Annotated in this window: 27 protein-coding genes; 13 read left to right on the forward strand and 14 right to left on the reverse strand. The window is 71.8% G+C overall.

Annotation, left to right across the window (positions count from 1 at the left end):
- Positions 1-40: 40 nt before the first annotated feature.
- A complete protein-coding gene (locus DOS48_RS24160) occupies positions 41-1,141 on the reverse strand; it encodes an NADH:flavin oxidoreductase/NADH oxidase (protein WP_127118155.1) in 1,101 nt (366 codons plus the stop codon).
- Between the two features lie 131 nt (positions 1,142-1,272).
- On the opposite strand from DOS48_RS24160, the gene DOS48_RS24165 reads away from it, so the two are divergent.
- On the forward strand, positions 1,273-1,434 hold the full coding sequence (locus DOS48_RS24165; RefSeq protein ID WP_168654259.1) for a hypothetical protein: 162 nt from the start codon (positions 1,273-1,275) through the stop codon (positions 1,432-1,434).
- Positions 1,435-1,480: 46 nt separating this feature from the next.
- Here the strand turns inward: DOS48_RS24165 and DOS48_RS24170 are convergent, their stop codons facing one another.
- Positions 1,481-1,924 (reverse strand): hypothetical protein, encoded by a 444-nt coding sequence (locus DOS48_RS24170; RefSeq protein ID WP_127118156.1) that lies wholly within the window; start codon positions 1,922-1,924, stop codon positions 1,481-1,483.
- Positions 1,925-2,030: 106 nt separating this feature from the next.
- Here DOS48_RS24170 and DOS48_RS24175 point away from each other — a divergent pair, with 106 nt between their 5' ends.
- A complete protein-coding gene (locus DOS48_RS24175; RefSeq protein WP_127118157.1) occupies positions 2,031-2,858 on the forward strand; it encodes a BtpA/SgcQ family protein in 828 nt (275 codons plus the stop codon).
- A 40-nt stretch (positions 2,859-2,898) separates the two neighbouring features.
- Here the strand turns inward: DOS48_RS24175 and DOS48_RS24180 are convergent, their stop codons facing one another.
- The 5 genes from DOS48_RS24180 to DOS48_RS24200 all read right to left on the reverse strand — a co-directional run bounded on the left by DOS48_RS24180 (position 2,899) and on the right by DOS48_RS24200 (position 5,678).
- On the reverse strand, positions 2,899-3,945 hold the full coding sequence (locus DOS48_RS24180) for a carbohydrate kinase family protein (RefSeq protein ID WP_127118158.1): 1,047 nt from the start codon (positions 3,943-3,945) through the stop codon (positions 2,899-2,901).
- A complete protein-coding gene (locus DOS48_RS24185; protein ID WP_127118159.1) occupies positions 3,935-4,399 on the reverse strand; it encodes a nucleoside deaminase in 465 nt (154 codons plus the stop codon). The genes DOS48_RS24180 and DOS48_RS24185 overlap by 11 nt, the downstream gene beginning before the upstream one ends.
- A gap of 77 nt (positions 4,400-4,476) precedes the next feature.
- Positions 4,477-4,740, reverse strand: coding sequence for a hypothetical protein (locus DOS48_RS24190; RefSeq protein ID WP_127118160.1), 264 nt, complete (start codon positions 4,738-4,740; stop codon positions 4,477-4,479).
- 3 nt (positions 4,741-4,743) lie between these two features.
- Positions 4,744-5,496, reverse strand: coding sequence for a hypothetical protein (locus DOS48_RS24195; protein ID WP_127118161.1), 753 nt, complete (start codon positions 5,494-5,496; stop codon positions 4,744-4,746).
- Between the two features lie 2 nt (positions 5,497-5,498).
- Entirely contained in the window at positions 5,499-5,678 is a 180-nt protein-coding gene (locus DOS48_RS24200) for a zf-TFIIB domain-containing protein (RefSeq protein WP_127118162.1), read from the reverse strand.
- A gap of 81 nt (positions 5,679-5,759) precedes the next feature.
- Here DOS48_RS24200 and DOS48_RS24205 point away from each other — a divergent pair, with 81 nt between their 5' ends.
- A complete protein-coding gene (locus DOS48_RS24205) occupies positions 5,760-6,689 on the forward strand; it encodes a permease (protein WP_127118163.1) in 930 nt (309 codons plus the stop codon).
- Positions 6,690-6,775: 86 nt separating this feature from the next.
- Here DOS48_RS24205 and DOS48_RS24210 read toward each other — a convergent pair whose 3' ends face one another.
- A complete protein-coding gene (locus tag DOS48_RS24210; RefSeq protein ID WP_127118164.1) occupies positions 6,776-8,443 on the reverse strand; it encodes a histidine kinase N-terminal 7TM domain-containing protein in 1,668 nt (555 codons plus the stop codon).
- A gap of 393 nt (positions 8,444-8,836) precedes the next feature.
- Between DOS48_RS24210 and DOS48_RS24215 the strand changes: the two genes are divergently transcribed.
- From DOS48_RS24215 to DOS48_RS24225, 3 genes are all read left to right on the forward strand, one after another.
- The gene (locus DOS48_RS24215) at positions 8,837-9,688 is read left to right on the forward strand and encodes a PHP domain-containing protein (protein ID WP_127118165.1); all 852 of its coding nucleotides are present in this window, start codon (positions 8,837-8,839) and stop codon (positions 9,686-9,688) included.
- Positions 9,689-9,787: 99 nt separating this feature from the next.
- Positions 9,788-11,032, forward strand: coding sequence for a gephyrin-like molybdotransferase Glp (glp, locus tag DOS48_RS24220; protein WP_127118166.1), 1,245 nt, complete (start codon positions 9,788-9,790; stop codon positions 11,030-11,032).
- On the forward strand, positions 11,029-13,008 hold the full coding sequence (locus DOS48_RS24225; protein ID WP_127118167.1) for a molybdopterin biosynthesis protein: 1,980 nt from the start codon (positions 11,029-11,031) through the stop codon (positions 13,006-13,008). The genes glp and DOS48_RS24225 overlap by 4 nt, the downstream gene beginning before the upstream one ends.
- Here the strand turns inward: DOS48_RS24225 and DOS48_RS24230 are convergent.
- From DOS48_RS24230 to DOS48_RS24240, 3 genes are all read right to left on the reverse strand, one after another.
- Positions 12,978-13,439, reverse strand: a complete 462-nt coding sequence (locus tag DOS48_RS24230) for a PaaI family thioesterase (protein ID WP_127118168.1) — start codon at positions 13,437-13,439, stop codon at positions 12,978-12,980. The two genes, DOS48_RS24225 and DOS48_RS24230, sit on opposite strands and share 31 nt — an antisense overlap.
- A 96-nt stretch (positions 13,440-13,535) precedes the next feature.
- Positions 13,536-14,423, reverse strand: coding sequence for a hypothetical protein (locus DOS48_RS24235; protein WP_127118169.1), 888 nt, complete (start codon positions 14,421-14,423; stop codon positions 13,536-13,538).
- Positions 14,424-14,530: 107 nt separating this feature from the next.
- Complete coding sequence (locus DOS48_RS24240) at positions 14,531-16,210, reverse strand: histidine kinase N-terminal 7TM domain-containing protein (protein WP_127118170.1); 1,680 nt, start codon at positions 16,208-16,210, stop codon at positions 14,531-14,533.
- A 128-nt stretch (positions 16,211-16,338) separates the two neighbouring features.
- Here DOS48_RS24240 and DOS48_RS24245 point away from each other — a divergent pair, with 128 nt between their 5' ends.
- The 6 genes from DOS48_RS24245 to hemA all read left to right on the forward strand — a co-directional run bounded on the left by DOS48_RS24245 (position 16,339) and on the right by hemA (position 21,236).
- Positions 16,339-17,052 carry a lipoate--protein ligase family protein gene (locus DOS48_RS24245; RefSeq protein WP_127118171.1) on the forward strand — a complete coding sequence of 238 codons (714 nt, stop codon included), beginning with the start codon at positions 16,339-16,341 and terminating at the stop codon, positions 17,050-17,052.
- Between the two features lie 94 nt (positions 17,053-17,146).
- A complete protein-coding gene (locus DOS48_RS24250; protein WP_127118172.1) occupies positions 17,147-17,542 on the forward strand; it encodes a 30S ribosomal protein S6e in 396 nt (131 codons plus the stop codon).
- Between the two features lie 13 nt (positions 17,543-17,555).
- Positions 17,556-18,023, forward strand: coding sequence for a hypothetical protein (locus DOS48_RS24255; protein WP_127118173.1), 468 nt, complete (start codon positions 17,556-17,558; stop codon positions 18,021-18,023).
- Positions 18,024-18,110: 87 nt separating this feature from the next.
- Complete coding sequence (locus DOS48_RS24260; protein ID WP_127118174.1) at positions 18,111-19,196, forward strand: Lrp/AsnC family transcriptional regulator; 1,086 nt, start codon at positions 18,111-18,113, stop codon at positions 19,194-19,196.
- 31 nt (positions 19,197-19,227) lie between these two features.
- Positions 19,228-19,908: a bifunctional precorrin-2 dehydrogenase/sirohydrochlorin ferrochelatase gene (locus DOS48_RS24265; protein ID WP_127118175.1), complete on the forward strand. Its 681-nt coding sequence runs from the start codon at positions 19,228-19,230 to the stop codon at positions 19,906-19,908.
- The gene (hemA, locus tag DOS48_RS24270) at positions 19,905-21,236 is read left to right on the forward strand and encodes a glutamyl-tRNA reductase (RefSeq protein WP_127118176.1); all 1,332 of its coding nucleotides are present in this window, start codon (positions 19,905-19,907) and stop codon (positions 21,234-21,236) included. The genes DOS48_RS24265 and hemA overlap by 4 nt, the downstream gene beginning before the upstream one ends.
- A gap of 91 nt (positions 21,237-21,327) precedes the next feature.
- Here hemA and DOS48_RS24275 read toward each other — a convergent pair whose 3' ends face one another.
- Both DOS48_RS24275 and DOS48_RS24280 read right to left on the reverse strand, forming a co-directional pair.
- Positions 21,328-22,812 carry a sodium:solute symporter gene (locus tag DOS48_RS24275; RefSeq protein ID WP_127118177.1) on the reverse strand — a complete coding sequence of 495 codons (1,485 nt, stop codon included), beginning with the start codon at positions 22,810-22,812 and terminating at the stop codon, positions 21,328-21,330.
- Positions 22,809-23,060 (reverse strand): DUF3311 domain-containing protein, encoded by a 252-nt coding sequence (locus tag DOS48_RS24280; protein ID WP_127118178.1) that lies wholly within the window; start codon positions 23,058-23,060, stop codon positions 22,809-22,811. The genes DOS48_RS24275 and DOS48_RS24280 overlap by 4 nt, the downstream gene beginning before the upstream one ends.
- Before the next feature lie 175 nt (positions 23,061-23,235).
- Between DOS48_RS24280 and dnaG the strand changes: the two genes are divergently transcribed.
- Entirely contained in the window at positions 23,236-24,873 is a 1,638-nt protein-coding gene (gene dnaG, locus DOS48_RS24285; RefSeq protein ID WP_127118179.1) for a DNA primase DnaG, read from the forward strand.
- Between the two features lie 87 nt (positions 24,874-24,960).
- Here dnaG and DOS48_RS24290 read toward each other — a convergent pair whose 3' ends face one another.
- Positions 24,961-25,932: an A24 family peptidase gene (locus tag DOS48_RS24290; protein ID WP_127118180.1), complete on the reverse strand. Its 972-nt coding sequence runs from the start codon at positions 25,930-25,932 to the stop codon at positions 24,961-24,963.
- Positions 25,933-25,954 lie beyond the last annotated feature (22 nt).

Raw genomic sequence — 25,954 nt, forward strand, 5'->3', positions numbered from 1 at the left:
CGGAAGGGAAATAAGTCTTCCCGGAGCGTGTGCCGGCGTCTCAGTCGAACTGCCCGCGCCGGTACTGCACCGGCCACTCGACGTCCGCGCCGAGTTCGTGGGCGGCCTCCAGCGGCCAGTACGGGCGCCGGAGCAGTTCGCGACCGAGCGCGACGAGGTCGGCCCGCTCGTTCCGGACGAGGGCGTCGGCGTGGGTCGGCTCCGTGATCCCGCCGACTGCGGCGACGGGCACGTCGGTCCCCTCGCGGATCGCCTCGGCGTAGGGGACCTGATACCCCGGTCCGGCGCTCGGGATCTGCTGGTCCGGGTGGGTCCCGCCGCCGGAGACGTCGATCAGGTCGGCGCCGGCCTCGGCGAGCAGGGGGGCCAGCCGAACCGAGTCGTCCACGTCCCACGAGTCGCGGTCGGGGAGCCAGTCGGTCGCCGAGATCCGGACGAAGACGGGCTTCCCGTCGGGCCAGACCTCGCGGACGGCGGCGACGACCTCCCGGAGCAGCCGCGTCCGGTTCTCGAAGCTCCCGCCGTACTCGTCGTCGCGGTCGTTGGTGACCGGCGACAGGAACTGGTGGAGCAGATAGCCGTGCGCCGCGTGGACCTCGGCGACCTCGAACCCGATGTCGCGCGACCGCGCCGCGGCGTCAACGAACGCCTCGATAACTTCGTCGATGCCCTCACCGTCCAGCCGCCGGGTCGCGGCCGGGTCGACGGACGCGTCTTCGCCGACCGGGTACGGCCGGTCGGTCGAAGAGACCGTCTCCCAGCCGTCGGGGTCGTCCGCGGGGATGGGGTCGCCGCCCTCGTGCGGCGGGCGGTGAGAGGCCTTGCGCCCGGCGTGCGCCAGTTGGATTCCGGGGGTCGCCCCCTGCGACGCGACGAACTCGACGGTCGATTCGAGCGCCTCGGCGTGGTCGTCGGACCAGATGCCCAGACAGTTCGGCGTGATGCGCCCGCGCGGTTCGACGGCCGTCGCCTCGGTCATCACGACGCCGGCGCCGCCGGCGGCGCGGGTTCCGAGGTGGACCTGATGCCAGTCGGTCGCCATGCCGTCGGTGGCGGAGTACTGACACATCGGCGACAGCATGACCCGGTTGCGGAACTCGGTCTCGCGCAGCGTGAACGGGGTAAAAAGCGAGCGCGTCATTGACTCCGACGACGCCCGCCACGGGCTAATGTGATCCGATTCCCCGTCCGCCTCGCCGGCGACGGACGGTCGACGCCCCGTTTTTAGGTTGACCGAAATATATAATCCACCGCACCCCTGATGGGTCGGTAATGACCGCTGGGGACCGAGTCGAACGCGAGCGCGGAGAGGAGTCGGAGGCACGACCGACGGTGGCGGCGAATCGCACCTCGCCGGACCGCACCGTCTTCACCGAGGACGGGAACACGGACGCGTGGATCGCGACCGACCTCACCGTCGAGTCACGTCGGTAGAGGTCCGCCTCCCGTTCGCGTCCGAACGCGAGTTAAAAGCGACCGCTCAGCCGAACCGGTCGCGGAGCCGACGCCACAGGCGCTCCGGGAGGCTCGGGTCGGGCATCGGCTCGGAGTCCGAGAGCGTCCATCCCGCTCGCGCTGCTGCTTCTTCTATCGGGACGTACTCGAAGCCGACGTGGGTCGCGACGCGCCGGTTCGCGGCCGACGCGCCGACGAACACCGCCCGCGGGGCGTCGGTCTCGTCGTGGATGTCGCCGAGGGTCCCCCACTTGTCCCAGTTGCGGAGCGCGTAGTCGCTCTCGACGCCGGTCGCGCGGACGAATCGGTCGACCGCCGCCGCGTCGTTGGCGACGATGCCGACGTGCCGGCTCCACGCCCGCGCCTCGGCGAACGCCGCGGGCGGGTCCGCGAGGCGCCGTGCGGCCCCGAGCGAGAACACGAGCGTCACCTCGCCGGCGCGCCGGTCGTCGTCGATGTCGATACCCATCTCCTGGCCCGCCGTTCGGGACGGAGCAGGTAAACGGTGTGGGAGACGGGTCGGAGCGGTCGGCGTGTGGTGAGACTTATCCGCCGAGGGGTCGTCGGTCGACCCCATGGAGTTCGAGGCCACCTTCGGCACGGACGCGCCGCTGATCGGTATGGTACACCTCCCGCCGCTTCCGGGGGCGCCGAAGGCGCCCGACGACGGCGCGGCCGCGATGCGCGCGGCGCTCGACCGCGCAGCCAGCGATGCCCGTGCCCTTGATCGCGGCGGGGTCGACGGGATCATGGTCGAGAACTTCGGGGACGCCCCGTTTTATCCGGACGACGTGCCGAAACACGTCGTCGCGAGCGTCACCCGCGCCGCGACCGCGATCGCCGAGGCGACCGACCTCCCGCTCGGGATCAACGTCCTCCGGAACGACGCGGACGCCGCCCTGTCGGTCGCCGCCGCCGTCGGCGCCGACTACGTTCGAGTGAACGTCCACACCGGCGCTCGCGTCACGGACCAGGGGGTCGTCCAGGGAGCGGCCCACGAGACGATCCGACTCCGGGAACGCCTCGGCGTCGACGTGGGGGTGTTCGCCGACACGGACGTGAAACACTCGGCGCCGCTCGCGGCCGAGGGACACACCGCGGAGTCGTTCGCCGACACCGCGGAGCGCGGCCTCGCCGACGCCGTGATCGCCTCCGGGCGCGGCACGGGCGAGGCGATGGATCTGGCGGCCCTAGAGGCGGTCGCCGACGAGCGCGACGCGCACGGGCTCGACACGCCGGTCCTCGTCGGCAGCGGCGTCAGAGCCGACACGATCGGCGATGTCCTCGCAATCGCCGACGGCGCGATCGTCGGCACAGCGCTTAAAAAGGACGGGGAGACGACCGCCCCGGTCGACACCGACCGCGTGGCGGCCCTCGTCGAGCGCGCCGACGAGGTTCGATAGGGCAGACGAGAAGGCTCCACGGCCGACGACGCCCCCCCGATCAGCCCCGCCGCTCCGCGAGGAACGCCTCGACTGCTTCTCGGTCCGGGAGCCCCGGCTGTGCGAACCGGAACTCGCAGTTGATCGCGGCGGCGGCCGCCGCGAACCGGACGCCGTCGTCGACCGCGGCCGGGTCGTCTTTTAAATCACTCTCGCCCCGCGGCGCGATCCATTGATCGATCAGGCCCGCGACGAAGGCGTCGCCGGCGCCGGTCGAGTCCACCACGTCGACGGTGAACGCGTCGAGGGACGCGGTGTCGCCGGCCGCCACGACCGTCATCCCGTCGGCGCCGTGGGTGAGGACCGCGCGCGGCCACCCGTCCGCGGCGCCGTCGGACCCCTCGTCCGCCCTCGTTCGGTGTGCGGCGGCGATTCGGTCGAGCGCCGCGTCGGGACCGCCGAAGTAGGCCCCGGCCGCCACGTCGCCGACGACGAACAGGTCCGCGGCGTAGAGGAGTCGGTGGATCGTCGTGGGCTCGGTCCCGCGGCCGATGAGCTCTTCGACCGGCCCCGAGAGGTCGAAGACGAGCGCCGGCGGGTCGGGCGCGGACGCGACGACATCGAGGACCGCACGCGACACCGCGTCGGGGGTGTACCCCGTCAGAAAGACGGTCTCGGTTGCGGCCAGCGCCTCGCGGATCGACTCGTCGAGAGTGAGGTGGCGAAAGCTCTCGCCCGTGGTGACGATGGCGCGCTCGCCGTCGGGGTCGCTGAGGATGAGCGAGCGCGTCGAGGGGTCGTCGCCGACGGCGACGTGCGAGCCGTCGACCCCGGTCTCGGCGAGGTGCTCGCGGGCCCGCCGCCCGTACTCGTCGTCGCCGACGCGGCTCACCAGGCCGACCTCGCGGCCGAGTCGGTCGAGCGCGACGGCGACGTTGGCGCCCACGCCGCCGAACGCGGTCGTCACCTCGTGAGCGAACGCGCCGCCGTCCGCCTCGGGGAGGTTGCTGACGGCGTACCACTCGTCTATCACCGCGGCGCCGACGGCGAGGATCGGCGGCGGGTCGGGGCGGCTCGACGGCCCCCCGCCCCGCGCGTTACGACTCACCGTACACCGACTCGTGGAGGGCCATCGCGGCGTCCTCGGCGACCGGCCCGGTCACCGTCGTGTCGCCGTCCGCCCGCCGGATCACCTCGGCGCAGGGGATGGGCACCACGCCGCCGGTGAGCGCGTCGAGGGTCTCGCCCGCGACGCCGAAGACGACCCGGCCGATCCCGGCGTAGTGGATGCCGGTCGCACACATGGGGCACGGCTCGGTGCTGGCGTACATCGTGCTGCGGGCGCGCTCGTCGGGGTCGAGTTCGCGCCCGGCCCACCGCGCGAGCGCCAACTCCGGGTGGGCGGCCAGGTCGTCGTCGGTCACGGTCTCGTTCCGTCGCTCCGCGACGATTTCGCCGTCGCAGACGAGCAGCGCGCCGAACGGGGTGTTCCCGGCCTCGACGGCCGCTTCGGCGAGGTCGATAGCGCGCTCGACGTACTCGCGGTCGGTCGGATCGGTCATACCAGCGCCTTCGTCCGCGAGAACCTAACTGTTCGTCCGATTGTGGCGGGTCCTCTCGGCCAACAGACTGCCACCCGTCACTCGTCGTCGGTCTCGGGGCCCGCCGAGTCGGTCTCGTTCGGGTCCGGCTCCTGCCGGCGCACGTCGCGGAGAGCGTCGACGGCGTCATCGGTTGCAGTCGTGCGCGTCTCGGTCGCGGCGTCCGGATCGAGACGGGTCGCCTCGTCGCTCTCGGCGTCCGAGTCGGTCGCGGCCGACTCCCCCTCATCGATCGTGTCGTCATCGTCTGATTCTGCGGACGATCCGCCGAGCCACGCGCGCAGTCGTGAGAGCAGTCCCATGGGTCAGTAGTTTTTAAACAGCAGCGCGCGCACGTCGTCTTTCGTGCGCGCCGTCTCGACGTCGCCGTCGGGCAGTTCGACCTCGTAGCGGGCGTCGCCGTCGGCCTCCCGCCACTTGTCCTCGTGGGTGTCCAGCAGGCTCATCATCGCGTTCAGTTGGCTGGCGCCGGTGTCGTCGGTGTCGTCGCCAGCGTCGGTGTCGGCGCCGTCGTCGGCGTCGCTGTCGTCGCTCGCGGCCGACCCGTCGTCCGCGTCGCCTGCCTCGTCTGCGTCGGCAGCGTCGGTCGCATCGTCCCCGGCCCCGCCGATGTCGACGTCGACCCGCGAGAAGGGGTCGGCTGCGACCGCCGCGGCCGCGTCGAGGATCGCGTCGATGAGCGCCGCCTTCGTCATCTCGCTGCGCCCGGTCACGTCGAACGCGGCGGCGACGGAGTAGAGGTCCATCTCGTCGGCCGCATCCGGGTCGCCGTGCTTCCGGTTGCGCGCCGCGAGTCGCTCGCGAGCGGCGTCGCGGTCGAAGGGGACGCCGGCGTCGCCCTCGGCATCGCCCGAGGGCGCTGGACCCGTCTCGCCGGAGAGCGCGTCGGCCGACGCCTCGCGATTCGGGTCGTCGACGGCGTCGGCCAAGTCGAGCAGGTACGCCAGCGTGTCGTCGGTGTCGACTGAGGCGTACGGCCCGGCGTGGGCGGCGGCCAGTTCCGCACGAAGCGACTCGATCCGGTCGCGGTGGTCGTCGGTGATGTCGAGTGTCGGCATGGTCAGTCGTTGTCCTCCTGAAACCGCGCGAACGCGTCCGCCCAACTCTCGGCGAACGTGGGCTCGCCCGAGTGGTCGGCCTCGACGCCGACGTAGCCGCAGTCGTCGCAGGCGACCGCCGTGGCGTCGCTGAGCGAGAACGTCGAGAGGGTGCCGCCGCAGCGCGGACAGTCGAGTGGCACGGGTGTTCGTGTGGAGGCTCGGCGCCGGTCGTAAAAAGGACAGGGGGTAACAATCATTAGAGTCGGCACAGACCGTCATGTATGAGCGAGTCGAACGACGAGAGCGCGCTTCTCGGATACTACCGGCAGTACGTCGGCGATCCGGACCGAGCCGTCGACGTGTACGCGGGGTTCGGCCTCTTCTTCGCCGGCATCGCCCTCGGGCTGATCGGCGTCGTCGTTTTCCTGTACAGCGCGACGCTCCCGCCCGAGGCGCTGTCGACGTACGCCGTACAGGAGGTCGCCGCCGTCGCCGCCGCGGTCGGGCTGCCGGCCCTCCTCCTCGGCGTCGTCGTCCTGCTGCCGGTCGACCGGCGGATGCTGTACCTCGCCGGCGCCGGGAGCGCCATCACCCTCGTCGCCGTCGGGCTGTTCTCCCGGACGTACCCGTACAACTGGAACGTCTCCACCGCGACGGACTACAGCGCGCAGGTGGTCGCGGTGTACGCCGTCGGGCTCGTCGCCGTCATCGCCGCGACCGGCGGCGCGCTGGTCGCCCACCGCGTCGAGCAGGCGACCGGCGGGGCTGCAGGCGCGGGAGGCGGAGCGGCGGGCGGCGCGACCGGCGAGGCCGCGACCGGCTCCGGCGACGAGACCGAGACGGTCACCGACGCCGAGGTTCGCGCGGACATCGAGCGCGAACTGGAGGACGCGGAGTTGACGTGGGGCGGCGTCGAGCGCTCGGAGACGCGGCGGTTGCAGTTAGACACCAGCGCCATCGACGACGTCGACGTCGACCGCGAGAAACTCGCCGGCTCCGCGAAGGAGACCCGGACGACCACCGGAACCGTCGACGACGCGGTCTCCAACTTAAAAGGCCTCAAGGGCGGCGAGGCGAAGACGGCGAGCGGGGAGGGGACCGACGATCAGGCGGCCGCGCTCCGGGAGCTCCGCGAGCAGAAGCGCCAGGAGGAGGCGGCCGCCGAAGCGGAGAGTTCGGTCGTCGACCGCGTGAAGGGACTGTTCCGCTGAGCGCACCGGGTTATCAATAGCCCTCGGCTGCGAGCGGTTCTCTGACGGGCGATTTCCGCGCGGGTGCGCGATGAGCGGCGGTCGCGTCACGCCGCCGGCGCGAACTCGAACCGCGCCCCGCCGGTCTCGCTGGCCGTCAGCCGAACCGTCCACCCGTGCGCCTCGGCGGCCTGTTTCACGATGGCCAGTCCGAGGCCCGTGTTGCCGACCAGCGTCGAGTGGCCGCTCTCGAACACCAGTTCGCGGTCGGACTCCGGGACGCCCGGCCCGTCGTCCGCCACGTAGAACCCCGCCCCGTCGGCGACCTCGCCGACGGTGACGGTGACCGTCGCCCCCCCGTGTTCGATGGCGTTCCGAAAGAGGTTCTCGAACAGCTGTTTGAGCCGGAGCCGGTCCGCGCTCATCACCAGGTCCGTGTCCACCACCAGGGTCGCGCCGTCGGTCAACACCGTCGCCCAGCACTCGCCGACGAGCTCGGCGAGATGGATGTCTTCGGCGTCGGCCATCGGGGTCCCCGCTCGCGCCAGCGCGAGCAGGTCGTCGGTGAGCTCGCCGATGCGCCCGAGCGCGCGGTCGACGGCGTCGAAGTGCTCGTCTTCCCCCGTCGCCCGCGCCAACTCCAGGTGGCCCTGTGCGACGTTCAAGGGGTTCCGGAGGTCGTGGCTCAGCACCGAAGAGAACTCTTCGAGCCGTTCGTTTTGGGCCGCTAACGTCAGTTGGCGCTCGTGCTGTTCGGTGACGTCTCGCAGCACGAACAGCCGGCCGATCCGCTCGTCCGTGGGTTTCGGCCGGTCGGGGACGCTCTCCACCCGGATCGGCGAGACCGAGGCCTCGTACCGGCGTCGCGCCCCGTCTCTGGTGAGCGGCACGGCGACCGACTCGCCGTCCTCGCAGGCCAGCGCCTCGGTGGGGATCACGGCGGCCGCGTCGCTGCCGAGGACGTGCTCGTCGGCGTCGAGGATCGTCTGTGCCGTCTCGTTGATGTCGACGACGCGGTCCCGCTCGTCGACCGCGACCACGGCGTCGGCCATGCTCACGAACAGCGACCGCCGGGCGATGGGAACGACGTCTAAGAACCCGGTGTAAAACAGCGCCCAGAACGCGACCACGCTGCTCGCGGCGACGCCGATGACGCCGATGTCCAGCCCCGGCACCACGATCAGGTCCAGCACCTCGACGAGCGCGGCGCCGAGCGGGAGGACGCCCGCGGCGACCATCGCGATCGACTGCTGCCGGTAGACGCCGCGGTGGGTCGCGAACTCGCCGGTGAGGAAGCCGATGCCGGCGACCAAAAAGGCGATCTTCCAGGCGGCGGTGACCCACAGCAACACGCCGGGCATCGGGTCGATAGCGCCCATGTGGGAGACGGTCGTGGGCTCCGCGATGACCAGCCGGTGGATCGGATCGGTCGCGAGGACGAGCCAGTCGAGCGCGAGGAGGCCGGCGACGGCCGCGAGGACGGTCGGTCGGGACCACCAGACCCGGCGCGTGTACTCGACGACGACGTAGAACCAACAGAGCGACACGAAGCCGGTCGCCGCGTAGGTCCCGCGCTGTGCCCACATCGTCAGCGCGGGATCGGCGATTAGCGAGGCCGCGGCCGCGGTGGCCGCCCACGCGCCGCCGCCGATGGCGAGCAGCACCAGCGGCGTGCCGCCGGGTCGAGACCGATACGGCATCGCCGCGACGGCGACCAACAGACAGGCGACGCCGACGGACAGCTCGATCAGCGAGGCGGCGAGGAGTGTGTTCATCGCGGTCGGATGGTGGCGAGCGGACACAACACCCGACACCGTCGTGGGAGCCGCGGCGTGACTGTTGTGCGGTGTGTTTGTGGTTGGTACGCCGGCCGCCCGTCACGGGCTTCGGGCGTCGCGCTCGCGTTCCGACGGCTCCGGTGCGCTCGAACGGACGTGACGGGGTACTTCAGTCGGACGTGTGCATCGATCCCACTTAACTACTGCGTAGCGATTCTATCCGGTGATACTCCGGTAGTAGCCGTTTCGAACGCCCAGACACAATTTTCCGAGTTAATAATAACAGGAATTAAAATCGTCGTCGAAGCCGATGCCGACGCCGACGGGAGAGCGATAGGGGCGGCCGTCCACTCTCACGCATTTATATGTCTCCCGCCGTCAGCTACTGGTGTGTCCCGCGTCACCGTTAGTATCGACCCGCACGTCCACTCGGACGACAGCTACGACGGCCACGAGCCGGTCGAGCTCATCTTGGAACACGCCGCGGAGATCGGTCTCGACGCCGTCGTCATCACCGACCACGACGTCATCGGCGAGTCGAAGCGGGCGGCGGATATCGCGGCGGAGTACGGGCTGATCGGCATCCCCGGCGTGGAGGTGTCGACCGCGCACGGGCACCTGCTCGCCATCGGCGTCGAGCGCATGCCGCCGCGCCGGGAGCCGTACGACGAGACCGTCGCGTGGATCCGCGATCACGGCGGCGTCGCGATCGTTCCCCACCCCTTCCAGCGGTCGCGCCACGGCGTCCGCGAGCGGAACATCCCCCTGCCGAACGCCCACGAGGACGCGGACGATGCCGTCGCCGAGGTCGACGCCATCGAGGTGTTCAACGCGTGGCTGTTCACCGGCTACCGCAACCGTCGCTCGCGGCGGTTCGCGGCCAAACACGGCTATCCCGGAATCGCCGCGAGCGACGCCCACCACTTGGAGTACGTCGGACGCGCGTACACCGAGGTCGAAATCGAGGGCCGCGAGTCGGTCGACGCGGTCACGGCCGACGACGTCTTGGACGCGATCCGAAACGGCACGACGCGAGTCGACGGGCGGCGCGCGCCGATCCGGATGGCGGCGAAACACTACGTCGGCGCCGCCGGCCGCAAGTCCGGGTACTACGCGCGGACCGGCACGGTCAAAAGCGTGAGCGCCGCACGGCGCGGCGTGACGGAGGCGCTCTCGACGCTCAGCGTCGCCGTCTCCCAGGGCACGCACCGCGCCGCACGCGTCCTCTCGTGGGTGACGTGACCGGGGCACGGCGTCAGCGCCGGCCGAACTGAGCCCTCCCGGAGACAACTGAGCCCTCCCGGAGACGGGTTTTTGCCCGCGGGCGCGAAACGACCGACCATGAGCCACGACAGACGCGAGGCCGGATTCAAACGGCGGACCCGCGTCGCGGACGCGCTGGCGACGCTGCTCGACGCGGTCGACCCCCACGGCCGAACCGAGTCGGTCCCGCTCGCCGACGCCGACGGCCGAGTCCTCGCCGAGCCGATAGACGCCCCGGCGCCCGTGCCGAGCTACGACCGCGCGGCGATGGACGGGTACGCCGTCCGCGCCGAGGACACCTTCGGCGCGTCCGACCGCTCGCCGACGGTGTTGCGGGCGGTCGGCACCGAGGCCGACGCGATAGCGCCCGGCGAGGCGGCGCGAGTCCACACGGGGAGCGCGGTCCCGGACGGCGCCGACGCGGTCGTGATGATAGAGCAGGTCGAGACCGTCGGCGAGGAGGTCGAGGCGTTCGACGCGGTGGCGGCCGGCGAGAACGTCGGCGAGGCGGGCGAGGACGTCGCCGACGGACAGCGCCTTTTTAAGGCCGGCCACGCCCTGCGCCCCTCGGACCTCGGTCTGCTGAAGTCGGTCGGCCTCGACGCCGTCTCCGCCTACGAGCCGACGAGCGTCGCCGTTATCCCGACCGGCGAGGAGTTGGTCCAGGCCGACCCCGATCCGGGCGAGGTCATCGAGACGAACGGGCTGACCGTCTCTCGGCTGGTCGAGCGGTGGGGCGGCGCGGCGCGCTACCGCGACGTGGTCACCGACGACGAGGACGCGCTCGCGGCCGCCATCGAGGCCGACCTCGACGCCGACGTGGTCGTCACCACGGGCGGGTCGTCGGTGGGCGAACGCGACCTGCTCCCGGAGGTCGTCGACGCCGTCGGCGAGGTGCTGGTCCACGGGGTCGCGCTGAAGCCGGGCCACCCGGTCTGTCTCGGCGTCGCCGACGGCACTCCCATCGTCTCGCTGCCGGGGTATCCCGTGGCGTGTATCGTCAACGCCGCGCAGTTCCTCCGGCCGGTGCAGCGTCGCGTCGGCGGGACGAGTGCGCCCCCGTTCCCGACGCGGCGGGCGACGCTCGGCCGAAAGATCGCGAGCGAGCCCGGAACGCGGACGTTCGCGCGCGTCTCGCTCGACGAGCCGGGGGCGGACGACGACGAGGGAGGGCTCCCGACCGCCGAGCCCACTCGCGCCAGCGGCTCCGGCATCCTCTCCAGCGTCGCGCTCGCCGACGGCTGGGTCGTCGTTCCGGAGCCGCAGGAGGGGCTCGACGCGGGTGCCGTCGTCGATGTACAGCTCTGGGAGGGGAGCCGATGAGCGACCGCAAGGAGTTCCGCGACCTCGCGACGCCGGCGGCGGCTCACGCGGCGATCGACGACCTCGATCTGGCGCCCCCACCCGAAACGGTCGCCCTCGAAGACGCCCGCGGTCGGGTGCTCGCGGAGCGGATCGACGCCGCCATCGACGTGCCGGGGTTCGACCGCGCCTCGATGGACGGGTACGCGGTCCGCGCCCGCGACACCTTCGGAGCGGACGAGGCCGCCCCCGCCGAACTCGATCTGATTGGCTCGGTCCACGCCGGGGTGACGCCCGCGGTGACCGTCGAGCCCGGAACGTGCGCCGAGATATCCACCGGCGCCGTGATGCCGGACGGCGCCGACGCGGTGGTGATGGTGGAGCGGACGGACGAGGTCGAGACGGCCGACGGTGAGACGGACCGAATCGCGATTCGGACCGCCGTCGCGCCGGGCGATCACGTGATGAGCGCAGGAACGGACATCGCGGCGGGCGCGCGAGCGCTCGGACCGGGAACGCGCCTGACACCGCGCGAAATCGGCCTGCTCTCGGCGCTCGGCGTCGACGAGGTGCCGGTCAGGGGGCGGCCGCGGGTCGGCATCGTCTCGACCGGCGACGAGTTGGTTCGCCCCGGCGAGGCGCTCGACCCCTCGCGCGGCGAGATATACGACGTGAACTCGACGACGATCGCGGCCGGCGTCGAGGAGGCGGGCGGCGAGCCGGTCCTCTACCCCCACGCCGGCGACGACTACGCGGAGATGGAGCGACTGCTCCGGCGGGCGGCGGACGAGTGCGACCTGGTGCTCTCGTCGGGGTCGACCTCGGCGAGCGCGGTCGACGTAATCTACCGCGTGATCGAGGAGCGCGGCGACCTGCTGCTCCACGGCGTCGCGGTCAAGCCCGGCAAGCCGATGCTCGTCGGGCGGCTCGACCGCGGCGGGAGCGACGCGGCGAGCGAGAGCGGCAGGGCGGGCGAGTCCGCGTACGTCGGGCTCCCCGGCTACCCCGTCTCGGCGCTCACCATCTTCCGGACCTTCGTCGCGCCGGCGATCCGCGAGGCGGCCGGGCAGCCGGCGCCCGCGACGGCGACCGTCGAGGGACGGATGGCGGTCGGCGAGCGCTACGGCGAGGGGCGCATGCGGCTGATGCCGGTCGGCCTGCTCGCGGTGGAAGACGGAGACCCCCCGCTCGTCTACCCGGTCGATAAGGGGTCAGGCGCGACGACGAGCCTCGTCGAGGCCGACGGCGTCGTCCCGGTCGACCCGGACACCGAGTACCTCGACCGCGGCGAGCGCGTCTCGGTCCAGCTGTTCTCGCCCGACGTCAGACCGCCTACCCTGCTTGCGGTCGGCGAGGACGACCCGGCGCTCAACCGCCTGCTCGACCGGCTGGACTCGCCCCGGTACCTCACGGTCGGCTCCCGCGAGGGGCTCCGCCGGCTCCGCGACGGCGTGCCGGACGCGGCGGTCGTCGCGGGCCCGACGGCGAGAGAGGTCGACGCCGTCGACCTCGGCGGCTGGACCCGCGAGTGGGGGCTGGTCGTCCCCGCGGGGAACCCGGCCGACGTGACGGGGCTGGCCGATCTGGTCGACGGCGACCGCCGCTTCGTCAACCGGCCCACCGACTCGGGGCTCCGGCGGGCGTTCGACGACGCGCTCGACGACCTCGCGGCCGAGCGGGACGCGTCGCGCGCCGACCTCACCGACCGGATCGACGGCTACGAGCGGACCGTCCGCGCGTTCGAGAGCCCGGTCAGGAAGGTGCTCGCCGCGGACGCCGACGCCGGCCTCGGCCTCCGCGAGACGGCCGAGCGCCTCGGCTGCGGGTTCGTGTCGCTCGGCGAGCAGTCGGTCGTCGTCCGCGCCGCGCCCGACCGCGTCGAGCGCGAGGCGGTCGGCGAACTGGCGGGCGCGCTGGAGGCGCTGGGAGCGGGCGGGGACGACGACCCGCTCCGCGGGCTGGCGGGCTACTCGCGGAACAGCCGGAACGAGCCCTGACCGACCACGACCTCGGCGGTGTCGCCGTTCGTGGAGCTGGTGACCGTCATGTCGCTGACGCCGATCGACCCGCCCGACCTGACGACGGTCGCCTCCGCGCGGAGGTTGCCGGTCGCGGGGCGGAGGTAGTTCGCGTCCAGGTTCACGGTCGCCACGCCGCCCGAGACGGGGTCCTCGAAGGCGGTCCGCTGGACGAGACCGCCGGCCGTGTCGGCGAGCGTCGCCGCCACCCCGCCGTGGATCGTGCCGCCGTCGCTGTTCGTCAACTTGTCGTCGAACGGGATAGAGAGGACGACGCGCCCGCGCTCGACCACGTCGACCGACGTGTTCAGCCACGAGAGGTAGCCGTGTTCGTCTTCGATCCGCCGCTTGACGAGGTCGACCGCGTCCTGCGGGAGCGGCTCCATCGCCTCGACCTGACTCCGGTCCATACCCCACTCTCGGCGTCGCCCCGTTTGTAGCCCTCGGAACTCCCGACAACCGCAGTGGGGTTGGCGCGCGGTCGGAGCGGCCGCTCGGTCTCTCTCTCACCCCACGCCGAGCCGGATCGGGTCGTCGCTCGGCGCGAGCGCGAGCGACACGCGGTCCCCGAGTTCGAACGCGGCGTCCGGGCAGACGACCTTCGCGGCTACCCCGTCGCCGGCGGCCGCGAAAAGCGAGAGCCCGACCACGCGCTCGCCGTTCGCGAGCAGGTCGACCGGCTCCCAGGCGAGGCCGCGCCCCGCGGCGACGCCGACGCGCGTCCCCCAGAGCGACACCTCGGCCCCGTTGGCGAGCGCGTCGAACGAGCCGCCGCCCGCGTAGTGGGCCAGCCCCCCGTCGAGCGGAATCCCTTCATCGCTCGCGAGCGCCGCGAACCCCTGACCGGGGGCCGGGTGGGCGGGCGCGTCGAGGACGACGTGGGTCGGGCCGCGCGCGCTCACCACGCCGGTCCCGTCCCACCGCACCGGCGCGACCGACGCCGCGACGTCGACCGGCAGCGACCCGCTCGCCCGGAGCGCGTTCGCGTCCGGCGGTCTGAACCCGAGGTGGACGTGGTCGTCGACCCACCGACCGAAGAAGCCGGAGCGCGTCATCGGTCCGAGCGCGTCCCCGACGGCGACGTGATCGCCGGGCGAGACGGCCGGGACCACGTGCAGTATCCGGGCGCGCGTGCCGGGCGCGGCCCCCGCCCGCCGACACCAGTCGTCGTCGAGTTCGACGACGATCAGGTGGTCCTCGGCGGCGGCGTACGGGCGGTCCGGGCAGCCGACCGTCCGCGTGTCGCGGACGACGCCAGCGACCGGGGAGATGCCCGTCTCGCCGGCCGGATAGAGATCGATCGCGCAGCCGTCGTCGTGGGCGGGGTACGGGGAGTTGAACCGCGAGAATCGCCGGTAGCGGTCGAGGACTGCCGACGGGAGCGTGACGGCCATCGCCTCGTTGTAAGGGGGCCGACGGTCAAGTGGGCGTCGGAGGCGGCGACCGGGGCGTCGCCGGCGCGTCACCGGGGCGCTGCTCGGCGACGGAGCCCCGCGCCGGGTCAGTCGTCCGCCGGCTCGATCCCCGAGATCACGAACTCGGCGCCCCCGGCCTCGGACTCTCCGACCGACAGCGACCACCCGTGCGCCTCGGCGATGTCGCCGACGATGGCGAGTCCGAGCCCGGTCCCGCCCCCGAGCGACACGCCGCGTTCGGTCACCTGCGAGCGCTTCTCCGGCGGGACGCCGGGACCGTCGTCGGCGACACGGAGGGTGACCCCGTCGTCGCCGCGGTCAATCTCGACCCGCACCGTCACGTCGTCGCCGGCGTGTTCGATCGCGTTCCGGAACAGGTTCGAGAGGAGCTGTTCGAGCCGGTCGCCGTCCGCGAGCGCCGTGACGTCCGACCCGCCGACCGACAGCGTCGCGTCCGCGGTCTCGAGGCGTGACCAGACCCGCCTGGTCGTGCCGTCGAGCGAAACGCGGTCGAGCGAGTCGACCGACTTGCCGGCGGTCGCCAGCGACAGCAGCCCCTCGATCAGGTCGTCCATCCGCTCGTGGGCGTTCGCGGCGCGGTCGAGCGCCTCCTCGGTGTCGCCGTCGCCGTAACGGGCGAGCTCCACCGCCGCCGTCGCCGCGGCGAGCGGGTTCCGGAGGTCGTGTGAGACGACGCCGGCGAAGTCTTCGAGCCGCTCGTTCTGCCGCTCCAGTTCGGCCTCGCGGCGCTCCAGTTCCGTCTGCCGGCGCTCGCGTTCGGTCACGTCGCGGAGCAGGAACACGTGTCCCCGGTCGGTGCCGCGGGGGTCCGTGATCGGGTCCTCCTGGATGTCGAACTGGCGGTCGTCGATCGATATCGGGTGTTCCACGCCGACCTCCAGCCGCGGGAACACGTCGGAGAGCGACGCGCCGAGCGCGTCGGGCGAGAGCAGCGCTTCCGCCGCCGGGTTCAGATCGCGGATCCGGCCGTCCGACCCGGCGACGATGACGGGGTCCTGGATCACCTCGACCGCCGTGTCGCGCGCGACGACGGCGGCGTCGAGCGTTCCGAGCCAGAAGACGGTGCCGTATAAAAAGACCCCGTGGACGACGAGCCCCGTCGGATACCACGCGAGGTGCGCGTAACTCCCCACGTCGACGAGCGTGACGACGCCGCCGAGGAGCGGGAACAGCGTGCCGAGCAGGATGACGAACGTCTGGAGGCGGTAGCGGTTCCCGGTCCGGCGGTACAGGTCGATCACGACCAAGATGCCGGCGACGCAGAGCCCGTAGGCGTACAGCACGAACGCCGCGTCCGCGACGCCGGGGCCGAAGGAGAGCAGCGTGAACGGCCCTTCGGTGACGGCGGAGAGCGACCGGCGCGAGAGCCCGTGCGTGGCGCTCGACCACGCGGCCAACACCCAGACGAAGGGCAGCACCGCGAGCGCGACGGTGCGGTTCTCGGTGCGCCACTGGTCGTGTCCGGAAAACGCCAGCACGAACGCCATCCAGACGCCGGGGACGGCGGCGACGAGCGGCGTCGAGAGGTTGAGCGCGACCACCATCGCCAGTTCGCTCGCGGCGGCGACGCGGACGGCATATAAAAGCGAGATGCCGCCGCCACAGAGCAGGTAGAGCGCGACCTCGGTGGTCCCCGGCTCGTCGCGGTCGAGCCACGCGACGCGGCCGAGCCAGAGCCCGATGGCGCCGGCGAGCAGGCAGGCTGCGAGGTACGCTTGCACCGGCAGCGCACCGAGTTCACTCATCGGTATCGGAGACAGTCGGAGTGTTGGCAAAACCTTTGTGCCACGGCTCCGCCGTCGGCTGACTCGCCGCCGACGCCCGTCAGACGCCCGTCGCAAGCGGCTTGGCCGGGCGGCCCCACGCTCCGGGTATGCACGTGGTCAGAGGGCGCGACCCGCGGCCCGCGGTCGACCGCGAACACACGGCGGCGCTGCTCGCGAACGCGGGCGACGGCGAACCGGGGGTCCGGGTGTGGACGCCCGTTCGACAGGTCGCCTTCGGCCGGCGAGACGCCCGCGAGTCGGGGTTCAGGCGGGCGACGGCGGCCGCCGCGGAGCGCGGGTTCGCGACGATAGAGCGCGACGTCGGCGGGCGGGCCGTCGCCTACCCCGGCGACACGCTCGCGTTCGCGCACGCGCTCCCGCTCGGCGACGGCCGGGACCGCGGGTCGATATCGGAGCGCTACGAACTCGCGACCGAGACCGTCCGCGACGCGTTGCGGGGGCTCGGCGCCGACGTGACGGTCGGCGAGCCGCCGGCGTCGTTCTGTCCCGGCGACCACTCGATCCGGGTCGCTAGCGGCGGAAAGGTCGCGGGGATCGCCCAGCGCGTTCGCGGTGACGCCGCGCTCGTGGCGGGGTGTGTGATCGTCACGCGAGCCGACGCGAGCGACATCGCCGAGGTCACCGCCGCGATATACGACGCGCTCGACGTGTCGTTCGACCCGGAGACGGTCGGGAGCATCGCCGGCGCCGGCGGCCCCGAATCCCCGCAGCGCGTGGCACGGGCGCTGGAGGCGGCGTTTCTCGACGGACCCTGGGGCGACGGCGATCCGCGGGTGACCCGGATCGACCCGGACGGTTGAGGGGCGCCTGTCGGCGTCGAGGCGGCCGCCCGGCGGATCGCGGCCGCGTTACGCTTTCGACGTGCTTTTTATTCGCGGGGGTCTCGGTTCGCGCATGGCCGAATTCAAAGTCGTCATCGCCGACCCCGAGACCGGCGAGACGTTCCAGCGAGAGGTCGACGGACAGGACGCAAACCGATTCCTCGGTCGCGAGATCGGCGACGAGATCGGCGGCGACGCCGTCGGGCTCTCCGAGCACACGGTCGCCATCACCGGCGGCTCCGACGAGACCGGGCGCCCGATGCGCGAGGACGTCTCCGGCACGCGCCTGAAGGAACTCCTCTTGGAGGGTGGCGTCGGCTTCGAGCCGTCCCGCGAAGGCGAGCGCAAGCGCATCACCGTCCGCGGCCGCGAAATCGACGACGACGTGGCGCAGATCAACGTCTCGGTCGTCGAGGGCGACGACGTCGCCGCCGCGCTCGGCGAAGGCGACGACGCCGACGAGGAGTAACTCCCCGTTTTCGATGCCCCGCGTTCCCTCCGACGACGAGGGCGTCGCTTCGATTCGCGTCTCACTCGCCCGGAGCGGCGGCACTCGCCGGCCCTGCGTCCGGATCCCGAACGACGACGCGCTCGACGGGCGCGTCGAGTCCGGCACCTGTGAGTCGCTGTCGCTCGCTGCGGGCGATATCGTCCGCGTCGCCTTCGACCGCGAGGAGCACTACGCGCCGGTGCGGAGCGACGGCGAGGGGCGACTCCTCCGGGGCGCGTTCGACAACCGGCGGCTCGCGCGGGAGCCCGGCGAGGGCGCGAACCGCCTCGCCGAGTGGCTCGACGAGAACGGTCGAGAGCCGGGCGAGGTCGTCGTCCTCGACGTCGTCGTCCCCGGCGAGCTGTACGGCCTTCGTATCCCCGGCGAACGGGCGATGTACGAGGCGACGCGCGGCCCTCGGTCGTCGCTCTCGGACATCGCTCGCGACCTCGACGGCTGAGCCCCCTCGGAACGCGACGATCCGCCCGACGCGGCCGCCGACGAGCGGGCCGAATCCCTTATTCTCGCGCGGACCCGATGATACGGTATGCAAGAGGTCGACGCGGATCTGACGGCGCTCGACCGCGGGATCATCAACGCCTTCCAGGGCGGGTTCCCCGTCGTCGAGCGCCCGTTCGAACCGGCCGCGGCCGCGCTCCGCGAGCGCGGGGTCGACGTGACCGGCCCGGAACTGTGCGATCGCGTGCGCGAACTCGACGAGGAAGGGATCCTCTCGCGGTTCGGCGCGCTCGTCAACGCCGAAGAGATCGGCGGTGCGGCGTCGCTCGTCGCGATGCACGCCCCGCCGGACCGGTACGAGGAGGTCGCGGAGACGGTAAACGAGTTCACCGCGGTCGCGCACAACTACGAGCGCGAGCACCCGCACCTCAACATGTGGTTCGTGGTGAGCGTCGCCGACCACCCGGACCCGGACAAAGACGGGACCGACCGCGTCGAGGAGGTCCTCGCGGACATCGAGGCGGCGACCGGACAGGAGACGTACAACCTCCCGAAGGTCCAGGAGTTCCACGTCGGCGCGAAGTTCCTCCTCGACGGCCCCGTCCCCGAGGGCGACGTCGACCTGTCGGATCTCGGCCCCGAAGTGACGCCGAGCAGTCGGGAGACGCTCACGCCGGAGGAGCGCGACCTGGTCGTGGAGATTCAGGGCGGGCTTCCGATCACCGAGACGCCGTACGCCGACGTGGCGGCCGCGATCGGTGCCGACGCCGACTGGGTGATCGAGACGATAAAGCGGTTCAACGCGGAGGGGAAGGTGCGACGCGTCGGCGTCATCCCGAACCACTACGCCCTCGGCTACACGGAGAACGGGATGACCGTCTGGAACGTCCCGGAAGACGCCTTAGCCGAGGTCGGCCCGGCGGTCGCGAGCCTCGAGTTCGTCACCCACTGCTACGAGCGCCCCCGGCACGAGGGCGTCTGGGAGTACAACTTCTTCGCGATGACCCACGGGCGGACGGAGGCCGAAAGCGAGCGGCGGATCGCGGAGGTCAAAGCGCTGATGGACGAGTACTGGACCGTCGGCGAGGACGACTGGGACACGCTGTTCTCGACCCGGATCTTAAAGAAGACCGGCATCCGCATCGCCGACCGCGCGGACAGCAACACGGCGTGACCCGGCGAACGACGGCCAGAGAGAGACACCCGTGATCCCACTGTATCACGACTTCACCGGCGAGGCGGTGCTCGTGTTCGGCGGCGGCGGGGTCGGGTCGCGGAAGGCGGCCCGGTTCGCCGCGGAGGCGCGGGTCGTCGTCGTGAGCCCCGCGTTCGACGAGCGGCTGCGCGACCTCGCGGCGGGGGGTGACGGCCCCGGCGTCGAACTCGTGCGCGCCGCGCCGGACGCCGACGCGGTGCGCGAGTGGGTGGCCCGCGTCGGTCCCGCGCTCGTCGTCGCCGCCACCGACGACGCGGCGATCAACACGGCGGCCGAGGCGGCCGCGCTGGACGCGGGCCTGCTCGTCAACCGGACCGACGTGTCGGCGGCCGACCACTCGGGCGGGCGGGGCGCACGGAGCGTGGTCGTCCCGGCGACCGTGACGGACGACCCGGTCCGCGTCGCGCTCTCGACCGGGGGCGCGAGTCCGGCGCTCGCGAAGGCGCTGCGCGAGCGCATCGAGGCCGACATCGAGGGCGCGGGGGCGATGGCGGAGCTGTCGGGGCGGCTCCGCGAGGAGCTGAAAGACCAAGGTGTACCCCCGGAAAAACGGCGGGCGGCGATCCGTCGCGTCGTCCGATCCGCGGGGGTTTGGAAGGGTTTACAAAAGGGGGATACTTACGGTGAAAAAGAGGCGTATTCCGTGATCGAGGAGGTACTCAACAGATGATGGAGACGGGCGCTATCACCGGCGTGAGCGTCGCCCACTCCCGCGCGACGGTCGACGAGATCGAGGCCGCGGGCGGCGACGGCGTCCGGGCCACCGTCTCCGACCTGCTCGCGAGAGACGGGGTCCAGGAGGCGTTCGCGCTCCAGACCTGCAACCGCTCCGAGGCGTACGTCGTCACCGACAAGACGGCCGAGGGGTCGGTCGCGCTGGAGTCGTTCGCGCCCGAGGTCCCGAGCGGATCGGTCCGCCGGCTCGACCACGAGGAGAGTTTGCGACACCTCATGCGGGTCGCGTCCGGGCTCGAATCGCTCGTCCTCGGCGAAGACCAGATCATCGGACAGCTCAGGGAGGCCTACGAGGAGTCGAAGTCCGCGGGCGGCATCGGCCCCGTTTTAAAAGACGCCGTGACGAAGGCGCTCCACGTCGGCGAGCGGGCGCGCAACGAGACGTCGATCAACGAGGGCGTCGTCTCGCTGGGGTCGGCCGCTGTGCGGCTGGCCGCGACCGAGATCGACCTGACCGACGGCTCCGCCGTCGTGATCGGCGCCGGCGAGATGGGGACGCTCGCGGCCCGGACGCTCGACGACACCCCGGTCTCGGAGATCATCGTCGCCAACAGGACCGTGCCGAACGCGGCGTTCGTCGCCGGCGAGGTCGACACGCCCGCCGAGGCGGTGTCGCTCGCCGACCTCGCGACGGTGGTCCCCGGCGCTGACCTCGTGATCGCGGCGACCGGCAGCTCGGAGCCGGTGATCGGCGCCGAACACGTGACCGGCGCCGACCGGCTCGTCTGTATCGACATCGCGCAGCCGCGAGACGTGGACCCGGCGCTCGGCGAGCGCGAGGGGATCTCGCTGTACGACATCGACGCGTTAGAGGACGTGACGCGGCGGACCCGCGAGAGCCGCGAGGCGGAGGCGCGGGAGGTCGAAGCCATCATCGACGAGGAGCTCGACCGCATCCTGCAGGCGTACAAGCGCAAGCGCGCCGACGACGCCATCTCGGCGATGTACGCCGGCGCCGACCGCGTGAAGGCCCGCGAGGTCGACCGCGCGGTCTCGAAGCTCGAAGCGCAGGGCGACCTCACCGACGAGCAGCGCGAGACCGTCGAGGACCTCGCGGACGCGTTGGTCGGCCAGCTGCTCGCCGCGCCGACCCGGTCGCTGCGGGACGCGGCCGGCGAGGACGACTGGGAGACGATCCGGACCGCGCTCCAGCTGTTCGACCCCGAGTTCGACACGCTCCCGGAGGGGCCGGCGTCGAAGGAGGCCGCCCCGAGCGACATCGACGGTGCCCCGGAGTCGATCGCCGAGAAACTCGACGACTGAGCCGGGAGCCGCGGCCGTTCTTTATCAATCGACCCGAAAAGCGGAAGCCGAGGGCGGCGTCAGCCGAAGCCGATGGCGACAGCGACCGCCGTCAGTCGCCGGCGACCGCGAACCGCGAGGCGTCGCTGTCCGCGGTCTGTGCGGTGAGAAGCGAGACGCCGACGGTGAGTATCGCCGACAGCGCCATCAGCCCGAGCGCCACGTCCCATCCGCCGGCGACCGTGCGCGGCAGCGTCGGCACGGCGGCGACGACGGCGGACAGCACCACCGCGAGGTACGCGACCTGCGGGACGAGCACGCCGACGACCATCCCGGTGCGCGTCGTCCGCTCCCAGTAGAGCGCACAGATCACGGGGAGCGCGAGCAGCGCGAACCCGGAGAACGCGGTGTCGCCGACCTCGATCAGCGTGCCGGGCCGGAAGAGGCTCGCGACGAACGCGAGGAGGGCGAAGACGGCGACGCCGATGCGGGCGACCCACGCCTCACGGCGGTCGGACGCCGTGGCGTTGATGACGGGACGGTAGAGGTCGCGGGTGAAGTACGACGACCCGGAGAGCAGCATCGAGTCCGACGAGGACATCATCGCGGCCATCGCCCCGGCGACCACGAGCGCCGCGAACCACGCTGGCGTGTACTCGTTTAAGACGACCGGGAGCACGTTGGCGCCCTCAGGCACCGATATCGGCATCCCGGCCGCCCACGCGCCGAGCATGAACGCGGGGAGGAAGAGGAGGAGGACCAACACGGGCCACAGGACGAACGAGCGTTTCAGCGTCTCGCCGGACCGCGCGACGAAGAACCGCTGGTTGATCTGCGGGAACATCGTCACGCCGAACGCGATGGTAATCGCTGTCGAGATGATGAAGCCGGGCGAGTAGAGACCGCCGCCGAACGACCCGAACGAGGGCTTCGCGTCGAGCATCGCGCCGGTGGCCGCGCCGACGCCGCCGACCGCCGAGACCACCCACACGGCGGCGATCCAGACGACGGAGAGCATGAACAGCCCCTGCACGGTGTCGGTCCACGCCACGCCGCGCATCCCGGCGAGGACGACGTAGAGGATCATGAATCCGGTGACCAGCGCCGCGCCGCCCCAGTAGGGCACGGCGCCGTCGGTGAGCCCCACGAGCGCCTCGCCGGCGCCCATCTGCTGGAGCATGACGTACGGGAACAGCCAGAGGAGGCTCACCCCGGCGACGAGCGCGCGCAGGCCGACGGAGCCGAACCGGTCCCCGAGCATCTCGCCGAGCGTGACGTAGCCGTTTCGATCGCCTATCAACCACTGTTTGTAGCCGATGACGTACCACAGCACCGCGAACAACACGCCGTCTAACGTCCCCATCACGATCAGCCACTCCGGGCCGGCGGCGAACGCGAGGTTCGGCCCGCCGAAGAAGGTGAACGCGGAGAGCAGCGTCGCGAACGTCGTAAAGAGGAGGACGGCCGTCCCGATAGAGCGGTTCGCGAGGTAGTAGTCCTCGGCGGTCGACTCGGAGACGCGGTAGGCGACGAGACCGATGGCGAGCGCAAAGACGAGATAGCCCACGACGATGCCGAGCGAGAGGCCGAGCGTCACCGTCGGTCACCCCCGATCGCCGCGCCGCCGTCCGCCTCCGAGTGACCCATGCCCCGCTCCCACGCGCCGCTCCCGACGAACCGCGAGAACAGGACGGTACACAGCCCGAGCCACGCCACGTGCCACCAGATCCACACCGGTAAGCCGGCGACGACTCGGTCGACACCCCACAGCGGCCACGGCACGGCGAGCGCGACGAGGACCGCGAATATCGGTATCCATACGAGATCGCTTCGAACTCGTCTCATCTGGGACAACGTTACAACTCAGTGGTTAAATAGTATTTGACTGATTCGAACGACACTGTCGAAGAGAATTTTTCTTCAATAACCGGCAACGCAGTCAGGTGCGATAACTATTTTCGGCGACGGACACAACAATACACGGGCGGTCTGTACCGTCCACTCATCACCATTCACCATCATGAAAGACACTGAAAAATATCTCATCCACGCCACCATCGCGGCCGACGGCGTCGTCGAACGGAGCGACGTCGTCGGCGCGGTGTTCGGGCAGACGGAGGGACTCCTCGGCGACGAACTCGACTTACGGGACCTCCAAGAGTCCTCGCGGGTCGGCCGGATCGACGTCGCCGTCGAGTCCGAGAACGGCCAGTCGTTCGGCGAGGTCACGGTCGCGTCGAGCCTCGATAAGGTCGAGACCGCGATTCTCGCCGCCGCCTTAGAGACCATCGACCGAATCGGCCCCTGTCACGCCTCGGTCGAGGTCACGAGCATCGAGGACGTTCGGGCGGCGAAACGCCGCGAGGTCGTCGAGCGCGCGAAGGAGCTCATCGCCGGCGGCTTCGAGGAGACGAGCCTCGCGAGCAACGACATCCTCGAAGAGGTCCGAGAGGCTGCCCGCGTCGAGGGAATCGTCGACTACGAGGGACTCCCCGCCGGCCCCCGCGTCGGCGACTCGGACGCCGTCATCGTCGTCGAGGGGCGCGCCGACGTGCTCACACTTCTCGACTGCGGGATCAAGAACGCGGTCGCCGTCGAGGGGACGAACGTCCCCGACGCGGTGGCGGACCTGACCGCGGACCGGACCGTCACCGCCTTCCTCGACGGCGACCGGGGCGGCGAGTTGATCCTCCGCGAGCTCGCGCAGGTGGGGAACGTCGACTACGTCGCGTTCGCGCCGCCCGGCGAGTCGGTCGAGGACCTCGGCCGCAACGCCGTCTTCGAGGCGCTCCGCGGGAAGGTGCCGTACAGCAGCCTCGCCGACGAGCCGAACCTCCGGAAGGCGGCCGCGGACGACGACGGAAGCGCCCCCCAGGGCGACGCTGGAAGCGGCCCCAAGGGCGGCGCCGGAGACGCCCCCGAGAGCGGCGCTGGAGACGCGACCGCGAGCGACGGCGCCGACCGCTCCGGGGACGGAGCGAAGTCGGCGAGCGACGACGGCGACCGCACGGCCGGGGGCGAGGCGGCGGGCGCGGCGGCGAGCGACGACGGTGTCGTCGCCGACGGCGCCCAAGCCCGCGGTGCGGTAGAGGGGGGACTCGTGGAGGCGGTCGAGGCCGCACCGTCGGCCGCGACGGACGCGACGGCGGAGTCGGCGGAGTCAGCGGAGTCGGCGGCCCAAGCGGTCGATTCCGAGGCCGAGGCCGAAGCCGACGAGAGCGCCGAGCGCCGAGCGGCCGAGGCGGTCTCCGAGCCCGACGACGAGAGTGCTGACGAAGCCGACGAGAACGCGGGTGGATCTGGCGAGATCACGAGCGAAGCCGACGAAGCAGACGACGCCGTCCTCGACGACGAGCCGCGCTCGATCGAAGAACACGTCCAGGAGGTCGTCGACGCCGGCAGCGACCGCGCCCGGCTCCTCGGCGACGACCGCAGCGTCCTCGCGGAGGTCGACGCGGGCGACGCCTTCGGCGCGGTTGAAGACGCCGAGACGGCCCCGCACACCGTCGTCATCGACGGCGTTATCGACCAACGGCTGCTCGACGTGGCCGCCCAGCGCGGCGTCAGCGGGCTGTTCGGCCGCGAGGTCGGCGAGTTCGTGAAACAGCCGGTCGGGACGCGGGTGCTCACCGTCGGCGATCTCCGCGCGGGAAGCTGACCGCGGCGACCCGCGAGGCTATTGATAAACGCTCCCGAGCGTGAGCGGCGACCCGGTATAAAAGGAGACGGCGAGAGGGTACCTTATTTAAACCAGTCCGATAGCGCCGAGCGCCGCGAACAGCACGTCACCGTAGGTCAGCGAGACGACCAGTCCGACCGCCATCGGGACGACGAACGGCATCCCCGGCGACACCAGCACGCGGTCCTGCCGCGCGACGACCGCCAAGCCGCCGCGGAGCGTCTCGGCGTCGGTCCCGTACGCGCCGTGGTCGATCTCGTCGAAAAAGCGCGCCGCGGCCCAGGGGTCGCTCCCGCCCGCGTCGCCGGTCGCGGTGCCGCCGTCCGTCCGCGGGCTGAGGTGGGTCCCGCCGTCGGTCGGGTCGTGCGTCTCGCCGACGCTCGCGGGGTCGCGGAAGCGGTCCGGGTTCGCGCGGAACTCCGCGAGCGTCAGGCCGCGCCAGCGGAGGTACATCCGGAGCGCGTCCAAATCGAGGCCGGTCCGCGTCCGGCCGTCGTCGTCCTCGAACAGCCGCCCGTGGCGGGAGGGCAGCGAGTCGGTCGCCACCGGCCGCGCGAAGAACATCGTCGGCGAGAGCTCTCCGCGGAGGAGGTTGCTCCCGGCGAGCCCGAGCGGGTACGCGAGCGCGAGCAACACCGTGTTCGTGAGGATCGTCAGCGAGAACACGCCGAGCAGGGTGTCGACGACCGGGAGCGTCACCCCGGCTATCTCGTAGGCGGGGAAGGTCGGGAAGAGGACGGCGAGCGCGATCAGCGCCTTCGCGTCCGCCCCGCCGAACGCGCCGAGGTACCAGAACGCGTACCCGAGGGGGGCGACGAAGAGGAGGCTGATCGCGACCCGCACCGCGAACCGCGTCCCTTCGAGGCCGGCGAGGGGCCACACCGCCGCGGTCTCCCAGATCAAGAGCAGGGCCCCGAACGCGTACAGCGGCGGCCAGACCCGGTTCGGGAGGCGTCGAGTCCGAACGTCCCGCAGGGCCGCCCACGCGAAGACGGGGACGACGAACAGGCGGAGGGCGTCCGGCAGCGTCGCGAACATGTCACCACGGGCGGCGCGGGCG

Origin of the sequence: Halorubrum sp. PV6 (genome assembly GCF_003990725.2) — an archaeon.
Lineage (GTDB): Archaea > Halobacteriota > Halobacteria > Halobacteriales > Haloferacaceae > Halorubrum.